At 35.8% G+C, this 9,951-nt stretch carries 7 protein-coding genes; 3 read left to right on the top strand and 4 right to left on the bottom strand.

Going from position 1 to position 9,951, the window contains the following annotated elements; translation table 11 throughout:
* Positions 1-134 precede the first annotated feature (134 nt).
* On the bottom strand, positions 135-563 hold the full coding sequence (locus E1171_RS15850; RefSeq protein WP_155207026.1) for an FKBP-type peptidyl-prolyl cis-trans isomerase: 429 nt from the start codon (positions 561-563) through the stop codon (positions 135-137).
* Positions 564-861: 298 nt separating this feature from the next.
* On the opposite strand from E1171_RS15850, the gene E1171_RS15845 reads away from it, so the two are divergent.
* From E1171_RS15845 to E1171_RS15835, 3 genes are all read left to right on the top strand, one after another.
* Positions 862-2,238 (top strand): sigma 54-interacting transcriptional regulator, encoded by a 1,377-nt coding sequence (locus E1171_RS15845; protein WP_187696495.1) that lies wholly within the window; start codon positions 862-864, stop codon positions 2,236-2,238.
* Positions 2,228-3,595, top strand: a complete 1,368-nt coding sequence (locus tag E1171_RS15840) for a sensor histidine kinase (RefSeq protein WP_155207025.1) — start codon at positions 2,228-2,230, stop codon at positions 3,593-3,595. Before E1171_RS15845 ends, E1171_RS15840 begins: the two co-directional genes overlap by 11 nt.
* Positions 3,596-3,880: 285 nt before the next feature.
* On the top strand, positions 3,881-4,663 hold the full coding sequence (locus E1171_RS15835) for a TdeIII family type II restriction endonuclease (RefSeq protein WP_155207024.1): 783 nt from the start codon (positions 3,881-3,883) through the stop codon (positions 4,661-4,663).
* A gap of 122 nt (positions 4,664-4,785) precedes the next feature.
* Here E1171_RS15835 and E1171_RS15830 read toward each other — a convergent pair whose 3' ends face one another.
* From E1171_RS15830 to E1171_RS15820, 3 genes are all read right to left on the bottom strand, one after another.
* The gene (locus E1171_RS15830) at positions 4,786-8,316 is read right to left on the bottom strand and encodes a hypothetical protein (RefSeq protein ID WP_155207023.1); all 3,531 of its coding nucleotides are present in this window, start codon (positions 8,314-8,316) and stop codon (positions 4,786-4,788) included.
* Positions 8,317-8,395: 79 nt separating this feature from the next.
* The gene (locus tag E1171_RS15825; RefSeq protein ID WP_155207022.1) at positions 8,396-9,046 is read right to left on the bottom strand and encodes a chromosome partition protein MukE; all 651 of its coding nucleotides are present in this window, start codon (positions 9,044-9,046) and stop codon (positions 8,396-8,398) included.
* Positions 9,013-9,951 (bottom strand): hypothetical protein (locus E1171_RS15820; protein WP_187696494.1); only part of this gene is annotated, 939 nt, incomplete at its 5' end. The genes E1171_RS15820 and E1171_RS15825, both read right to left, overlap by 34 nt.

Here is a 9,951-nt window from a genome sequence, read left to right as displayed (position 1 = left end):
AATAAATAATGACTCTAAAAGATCAGCAAGGCCAAAAAACAATAAAGTTCGAATTGTAATTGGTAAATAAAAAAGGTTAACCTCAAAATGGTTAACCTTTTTTATCTAATAAATTTCCCTTTATAAAATTGAAATCAGACGATTTCAACCAATTCTATATCAAAAATCAAATCCTTTCCAGCTAGAGGATGATTTGCGTCCAAAACAATTCCCTCCGCTTTCACTTCCGTTACAATAACCTGCAAAGGAGATCCATTAGGTTGTTGCAACATTAATTGCATACCTTTCTCGGGCTTGATGTCCGCAGGAACTTGTTCTTTTGGCACCTCAATCATCATATCGTCACGCTTAGATCCATAAGCTTCATCAGCAGGAATTTCCACCTTTACTTGCTCCCCTACTTCCAGACCTAAAACAGCTTTTTCAAATCCGACAATCATATTTCCGGCACCCAATTCGAATTCAAGAGGCTCTCTTCCTTCTGAGGAATCAAATACGGAACCATCTTTCAACGTACCTTTATAATGAACTTTTACTTTATCTCCACTTTTAGCTTTACTCATCACTTTGTTTCCTTTCGAATAATTTTTTAAAATATTTGAATTTCGGTCACAAATATCCATCCTTAAGTTGGTATAACATAAATAAATGGTATTAAAATTCCCCAGAGGTAAAAAAACTTAAGGAATAGCACTGACTTTTGTACTAATTTTGTACATTGAGTGTTCAAAAATGAACAATGCCAAAAATTCCCTTTCTAAGATATCCCCTTAACTACTGAAATACAATCATATACAATAGAAATAGAGATCTGGCATTATATTAGATGAAAGAATTAACAACCTTAAAAATAGTAAAGCGGTGAATAAAGATTTAGGCAAAATTCTGATAATTGATGATGATGAAGATGTACTTCTTGCTGCCAAGTTTTTACTAAAAAAACATGCTCATGAAGTAATCATTGAAAAAAACCCCAAGAAAATCCCTTTCCTTTTGAATAATGACACCTATGATGTCATTCTTCTTGACATGAACTTTAGTAAAGATATTACCAGTGGAAAGGAAGGCTTTTATTGGCTTCACCAAATTATGGAGAAAGACCCTTCAGCTGTGGTTATTTTGATAACTGCCTTTGGAGATGTGGAAATGGCTGTAAAAGCGTTAAAAGAGGGAGCTACAGATTTTGTACTAAAACCTTGGCAAAATGAAAAACTTCTTGCTACTATTTCTTCCGCTCTTAAGCTCAAACGCTCTTATAATGAAGTAGATGAATTAAAACAGGCCAAAAAGACACTTCAGGAAGCAAGCAATGAGCCTTTTAAAGATATTATCGGTGAAAGCCAGGCAATGAAGGATGTTTTTGCCATTATTGACAAAGTTGGCCTTACAGATGCCAATATTTTAATTTTAGGAGAAAATGGTACTGGGAAAGAATTAATTGCCCGCGCCATACATCAACGCTCCATGCGAAGGGACAACGTTTTCATCGGGGTTGACATGGGAGCTATTACAGAAACTCTATTCGAAAGTGAACTTTTTGGACACAAAAAGGGGGCTTTTACAGATGCCAAAGAGGACCGGGCGGGTCGCTTTGAAGTAGCCAACAAAGGAACCCTGTTTTTAGATGAGATTGGAAATCTTAGCTTACCCTTACAATCTAAACTTCTAACCGCTTTACAAAAAAGGGAAGTAACCCGAATTGGCTCCAACAAATCCATTCCTATTGATATTCGATTGGTTTGCGCTACCAACATGCCTTTGTACGAAATGGTAGAGGAAAATACTTTCCGACAAGATTTAGTTTACAGGATCAATACAGTGGAAATCACCCTTCCCCCACTCCGTGATCGAAGAGAGGACATTCCTATTTTGACCAATCATTTCATAAAAATGTATTGTAAAAAGTACCGAAAGCCTTTAAAGAAAATCCCTGCAATGGCGCTCAAAAAACTGCAGGCTTATCATTGGCCAGGCAACATTCGGGAATTACAGCATGCCATTGAAAGAGCCATCATTATGAGTGATGAGCAACAACTAAAAACCGAGGATTTCTTCTTCCTAAATCAGAAAAATGGAGAAAAAGAAATTGGCTTGGATAATTTCAATTTGGATGAAGTGGAACGAGCAGTTATCCAAAAGGCAATCAATAAACATACTGGAAATATTTCAAAAGCGGCAAAAGAGTTGGGTTTAACCCGAGCGTCGCTATACCGTAGGCTGGAAAAGCATGGACTTTAAGAACTTTAAGTTTAATGTAGTATTACGGATCATTGTAATATCTCTAAACATATTTTTATTTTCCTATACATTTTTTACTGATACCTTCTTCTTGACCAAACTACTGGTTTTTGGGCTATTAGTGTATCAAGTCTATAACCTTTTAAAGTTTTTAGACAAAACCAATCAGGAAGTAACTTCTTTTTTAAACGCTATTTCCTTCGATGATTTTACACAAAGTTACTCTTCAGATAATGGTGATGGTACTACATCAGAATTAAATGAAGCTTTTAACCGGGTGGTTCATAAATTCCGTGAAGTGCGGGCAGAAAAAGAAGCACATTACCATTACCTGAAAACCATTGTGCAGCATGTAGGTATTGGACTTCTTACTTTTGATAAAAATGGAGATATCCAGATTATCAATACAGCGGCTAAGCGGCTTTTCCGGGTAAATCAATTAAAAAATATTAATGGGTTGCAAAAAATCAGTCCGGAATTGGTGGATAGTTTCCAAAGACTTCGAACTGGAGGGAGAGACCTAATCAAAATTGAACAAAAAGGAGAAACTGTTCAATTGGCCATCTTTGCCATTGAATTAAATCTTCGAAACAAAGAGTTTAAACTGGTTTCTGTTCAGAATATTCAAAGTGAACTGGAAGAAAAAGAAATGGAGGCCTGGCAAAACTTGATTCGTGTATTAACACATGAAATCATGAATTCAGTAACTCCTATTTCTTCTTTGGCCGCTACAGTGGAAGGGGAATTGGAAGAAGAAATCCAAAAATACAGTGAACCTGAGAGGGGGGCAATTACTAAATCAGATCTGGAAGACATCCACCTGGCTATTAAAACCATACAAAGAAGAAGCGAGGGCTTAATCCGCTTTGTAAGTGATTTCCGTAATTTGACGGTGATCCCCAAACCTAAACCTATTCAATTTTCTGTTCGGGAGCTTTTTGACAGAATTGAAACTCTCATGAGAAATGAAATCAATGAGCAAAATATTCACCTTGTCATTTCAGTGAAGCCTGACAATTTGATTTTAATTGCTGATATGGAATTAATTGAACAGGTATTAATCAATCTTTGTCAAAATGCCATACATGCCGTCAGCGAAGAATATGAAGCCGGTCGACAAATTAAGCTTTATGCCTATCAAGATGATAAAAACCATACCGTTATTTGTGTAAAAGATAACGGAAGTGGAATTGATGAAGATGCAATTAAGAAGATTTTTATTCCGTTCTTCACAACGAAAAAGACAGGTTCAGGTATAGGTTTAAGTTTATCCAAACAAATTATGAGACAGCATAATGGGACCATCAGTGCACAATCCAAGATTAATGAAGGTACTGAGTTTCTTTTAAGGTTCTAAACCTGTGGGCTTTTTTTGGTGGATTAGCAGTGCCTCTTTTAAAAGATATAATAGAGTTTTCAATTTAAAGTTTTTGTGAGAATTTTTCCTTTATATTTCAATTATCAATTTAAAGGGTATCAACCCATAATTAAACACTACTTTTCCATTACAGTATATTTCCTTTCTACCAAATAGAGATAAATTTACAATTACCATTTTTTTAGAAAAGACAAAATCCATTCTCTTTAGGTATTTTTTTTTAAATTGAGGGCTTAAGCACATCGCTAATTGATAATTTATCAAATGGAAAGGAAATATAAAGAAGCTATTGCGCTGGAATTTAAAGCCTGCATTGATAAAACTGTTGAAAATCTCCTGTTAAAAAGTAAAAGAAAAAGAGAAACAATGGATCCCTTTGCGGAGGCTCTTCTTTCGGAGGAAACGCTTTTTTGGGGACGATTTGAAAAAGAATTCCGGCTTTGTTTTGATATTGAGTCAATTGGGAAAATCTCAAAATATTTGGCACTGGCAAATGGAGCCTCTATTGCTCGTACAAACAAAAGTACCATAGTAAATCTATCCAAAGGGGAAATTAATAATGTTTCCCGTCATTTTTCGCTTTTAGCTAATCAGGGATTAAGAAGAGCTCCTCAATGGGAAAAAGACCTGAACAGTGTGCAGGCCTTTCAACCAGTTCGGGATATTGAAGTGTCCATTATTTCAGATCTTTGGTTTAAGAAAAATAAAAAAGAAACCTTTATCAGACTTTACGGAGGAAAACCCTCCAAGGAAGAAGCTATTTATGCAAAAGCTGATATGCTTCACCTTAAACTAGCCCGACCGGAAAGTGAAACCTTTGTAGCTTTATATTTTAACCCTTTTGGAGAAGATCAAAAAAATTACCGCCATAAACCACCGGGAGAAATCCTAGACATGAAAAATGACGAACCAGTACTAATTGGGAAGGATTATTGGGAAAAAGTGGGAGGAAAAGGTGCCTTTGAAACCGTTGTGGAAATTGCCCAGGAAGTGGGGAAAGAAGCACGATCGCAACTGTCCCAATATGCCAGTCAGTTGAAATATTAATCGTTTTTTAATCCTGCTTTACTTTTTATCCAGAAATTCTCTCTATTATCTTAAAAAGCCCTTTTTTCAAAAGTAGGGTCCAAATTAGACCCTACTACAGTTTTTAGGTCATTTTGTAATTTCTAAAACTGCAATTCCCCCATTTCTTCTTTTTCTCTATAAAAATGAAGTTTCAGCTCCTCAAACACATTTTCTTTTCGCAATACGCTATATGGTTTCTCATTCACATCTATTCTTCGAGTACCTCTGGTAAGCATGTGTAAATACCAACCTTCAGCTGAAACCGATCCATAAGGTTTTGGTGTCATAGTGATCAACTGATAACCAAACTGTTTGGCAATCTTTGGAAAAATCCCAAAGTTCACATCATCCAGATTGGCTAATTCTTCAATAATGATAAACCTAATACCCTCTCTAGGATTATCTCTAAATTCTTCTACTATGGATAACCTTCCAATACATAGAAGGGCTAAAACCATATAAGATTGCCCTGTACTTCCTCCATATTTTTTCTTCTCCGAATCCAAAAGATTAACCTCCAAATCAAAGTAATTCTTGGCATCCACCAAGGTGCTTATACTTAAATCGGTAAGATTACAGTATTTTTGTGCAATATTTTCGATGATTTCTTCCGGCCTAACATCTTCATTGAAGAATAATCCCCCTTCATTTTCAATATTGAGATAATTAGCTTGTTTGCGTAATTTCTCTATCCATCCAATTTGTAAATTCTTATCTGCCTCAAATTCAATTCTAACTGTAAAATCCTTGCTAATAGACTGCTTAGAGAAAAAAGCATTCAATTGGGTAATGGTCCGTTTGCATTTGTTGTACTCCCGCTCAACATCTTTAAATACATCGGCAACAAACCGAATTTGTTTGCGGGCTATTTCTTTCATCTCCTCATTCAAACGATCCAATTCAGGAGTGATAGCATTTAAATCCTTCACCCGATGATTACCTAACAATATTTTTTCCAGAGTTTCAAAATCGTAAGGATTAGCTTCAACTTCCGGGCTTTTTTCACTTTCTTGGAAGGCAATTTTCACTTTATTGAATTCCATTGAATATTGTTCGCCACTTTTTTCCTTCTGAAATTCTTTTTCTGTTACCTTCTGATCATTTAATCCCGAAGGAGCCATGGATGACTTAAACTCTGAACCATGGTGATTTTTAAAGTTTTTACTTTTTTCTTCAAAATGCTTTTGTTGATATAGAAAAACTTTCTGTTTTTCACTTAAAGTGGCTTGCAATGAAACTTTTCGTTGATCTACTTTCCCTGCTTCCAATCTTTTTTCAGTAGTTTTTTCCTTTTCCTGCTCGATTTTTTCTTTGAGTTTTTCAACTACCTGATTTAAAGACTTGCTGCTCTTTTCATAGTCTTTTTCTTTTACCTGAACGGTTAATTCTTTCGAAAGACTGTTAATATTTAACAGCAATTCATCAAAATGAATTTTTTGTTGACTATGCTCACCCTCCAATCTAATCACCCCTTCTGTATAGTCGGCAACCTTTTCTATAACCTGTTTATGCTCCCTTGAAAGGTGATTGAGTAAGTCCTCTGTTTTGTCTCTCTTTTTAAAGAAATCTGACCAAAACTTTTGTGCCTCTGAAAGGTTTTGTCGAATATTTTTCCTGTCCTTATAGAGGTAAGCATTTTCCAGCATTCTTTCATATTCATAGAGGGAAGGTAAGTCCTCATCAATTTGAAACGACTCAATAGTTTCACGTTCAAGGAATAGTTCAAAATAGGCTGAGTCAAAACTAATCTTGTTAAGGGCGATTTTGAGGTTTTGAAGTTGCTGGAGTTCATCTTCTAACTCCACCAAACGGTCCTGAATTTTAACTTTATCTTCTTCAATTAAATCTCTCAATTGATCTGGAGACTCAAAAAGACGTTTTTTGGAAAAAGGTACAAACTCTCTAACTTCTCCAAGCTGGAGCCAAACACCATCCCCCTTTTCTGTTAAATTCTGAAGTATCTTTTCAGGAGAAAGTAAGTATCTGGCTCCTTTTTCAGCCTTTACTTCATGCAAAGCAATATCCTTGAAATACATGATAACTGCTTCCTCTGCCTTAGAAAATGATTCTTGCTTATTTATAGCCCATTCAAAAAAGGAACCCTCATTCTTTTGTTCATAAAGCGAGATTAATTCTTGATGTTGGCGGATTTCCCCGGGAAGGTTTGTTATCCTTTCTAAATAGTATTTTTCTGCCTGATCAAAATGGGTGGCCCATAAGGATTTTTCAAAATCACCAAAAAGAGAAAGTTTCTTTAACTTTTCTAGTTTGTCTTTTTTCTCCACCATTCTTTGTTGTTCCTGGATTGAAAAACGGATTTTATGCAAGTCACCATACTTCTCAACCAGTTCTTCCAAAGGACGAATAGCCTGTGCCTGGGCTTCAAGCTTTTTTCTCTCCTTGTCCCAATACTCTTCATGTTGAACTAGTTCCGGCAGTTGAGCATTTCTTTCGTCCAGTTCCTCTTGCAGCTCTTCTACCCTCTTTTGGCATTTTTTAACCTCCTCCCTTACTTCTTCCAGTTTTGCAGATTTTTCCTCCAAGCTGGTTTGCAAAGCTTCCTTTTGGGCTTTTTTACCCATGAGCTGACTAAGGAGGTTAATGTTATTCTGTTTATCATCACGCTCCTTCTCTTTTTTAGAGGTGGATTCTTCTAATTTACCTATTTCTTTTTGGAGCTTATTCAACTGACGAGTTAAACTGTTTTCCTCCTTTTCCAGTTTTTTGATTTCTACCTGAGTTGCTTCCTTCTTTTGAAATGCCAGTGCAGTATCACAGAGTAACCAATCAAAGAATGTTTTTTCCTTCTTGTCAAGTGCACTTTCCAGACTACTTAAAGCATCTTTCTTCTTCAATAGCTGCACTCTGTTGACTTCCGCCCGATTGTATTCTTCTATGTACTCAATCAAGCGGTTTCTTTCACTATTGTAATGTTCGAGAGCAGATTGATCTTTGGTAAAAAGAAAGTTCTTTAAACTTTTAGATTTATTGATGTTCAGTGTTTTGGCTCTGGAGAAAGACTGCAATACTTCAGCAAACATCCTCAAACTATTATCCGAACTTAAGTCATAGGGTAGAATCTTATTTTTGTAAAGTAACCTATGATATTCCCTCACCTCCTCCGAATGATAAAAGGATTGAAAATTGATTCCTTTCGAAAGAAAGTGTTTTTTCAATTCCTTGTGATCTGGAATTCTACCATGAAGAAAAATATCGTCCGACAAAATTGGGTGATCCAGGTTAAAAACCGTACCATCATTTTCCAAATTTCGGTGAATTACAAAAGGACGAACTGCAGATTTATTTGTGGGGATATAGACCCCAATGGCTATAAATTTATTTTCTTCCCGTTGAATATTTAATAAAGCATAGGCAAATGGGTTATCCTTATCATCCAAAGGCATAGTCCTTACCTGACGTTTATTTTCATCAGTACCATCCGTTCCGGCTTTCCACAAACTGCTGCGCCCAACCAAAATCAGCTGTAAAACGTCGGCAATAATGGATTTTCCTACCCCATTATCTCCCGTAAAATCTGTACGTTGAGGGTGAAATAAATAATCCTGGTTATAATGATTTCGTAATCCAATAGTCGTCAGAGAAAAGATTTGGGGAAAAATATTTGTAGCCATTATTAATGTGTGAGTAATATAAAAATCTTTTTATACCTAGGTATACTTCATCAAAGTGCCCATAAAAGCCGAATGTCTTCTAAAGCTTTTCTAAAAAATCATCTACATGCTCTATTTCATATTTATACAGTAAATAAAGCCTTTCCAAGGCCGGTAAAATCTCAAAAGTCTGCTCTTGATTCTTATCAATCCATTTAACCCAACCTAAATTTTCAAATTTATTTAGAGTTCTTCTTATACTAGTTTGGAGCAAACTATTGTCTTTGCCGTAAAAGCTCTCCTCATTTCCTTTAGTAAACAGACGCAAAAAATTATCCTTATACTCCTTATCAAAAATAAAGTCCATCACTTCATCAAGAGTATAAATATGCTCGTTCCTTAGTAAATCTTCATGTTGCAAATTGAGCAGCAAAACACCTATAATTACTTGTTGCTCTTCCAGGATTTCGGGTTTAAAATTACTGGTAAAACTCCCGGTATGTTCCTCTTCAAAATCCAAAAAGTAATATTTGCCCAGCTGAGAGCTGGCACTACTAAAATGAACTTGAAAAAGCTGATAATAATAATGTTTTAAATCATGCGAAAACTCCTCACAATACTGAAAAAGGTTTCGGTCGGCATCTCTATTTTGAATATGACGACCACTTTTCAAAGCCATATCCACTTTGGCAAAATAATTTATTGATTCTTCCCTATTCAGGAATTCGTAGATTCCAGTTTCATTTTCCATACAACTATATCTTTTCGATTTAAACCATTTAAATCGGGCTTTTCCGCCTTCCCCTTATATTCAGGTGCATTCATCACCTTATGAATCACATTTACTGACAATTCAATGTCTTTATCCTCCTCCAGGATTTTAAAAAACCAATCCTCCAGCCTAACGGCTTCTTTATGATTCAACTCCTCTTTTAGTTTTTTCGTCCAAGAAGCCGTTTTCTGATCTCGCCATAAAGTCTCTTTTTGCTTCTGACGTTGTTGTTCCAGTTTTTCTTTATCTGAAGTAATCTCTAAAATTTGTGATTTCTTATCGCCGATATGAAGCTGGTCAGGAAACAGATATAAAGAAGGTCGGTTTACAGGAATAGATTTCGTACTTATTCCCTGAGGAAATTTTAATTTTCCCTTTTCATTGGTAGATTGATTAAGCAGCAAATGAAGAAATTTCTCCATGCGTACTTTGAACATGCGCTTGAACTCAAAATTCTTATAAAGTCTGGCTACTTGTTTTACGGCCTGATCTACGGAAAGTCTTAATTCATCCAAACGACTATCAATGTAATCGAAAAAATCCTCTACCTCACTTCGAATACGATCATAAATCATCCAGTCACTATCCTGAGGAAAACGATCAGCCCCTTTTCGCAAGGTTTCCATCACCTCATTACGCATCTCAATGGTTTCCTCAATATCATTAAAACGTTCCTTTATCCCTTGAAAGCGCTTTAGAAAGAGACTTAACTTGGTTTCAAAATCCTCCTTTTGCTTAAAAACCTGGTTCAGTTCATCATTTTTATGGACAATATCCTGATGTAGGGCATCAATTACGGCAGAAATTTTCCCCTTTGTGGTGTGCAAAAACTTATCTTCGAACCAAACTTGCAAGGTTTCAATGTTTTCAAAATCCTCCTCTTT

This window comes from Xanthovirga aplysinae (genome assembly GCF_009711365.1).
Classification (GTDB): domain Bacteria; phylum Bacteroidota; class Bacteroidia; order Cytophagales; family Cyclobacteriaceae; genus Xanthovirga; species Xanthovirga aplysinae.
This window is presented reverse-complemented; position numbering and strand designations above follow the sequence as displayed.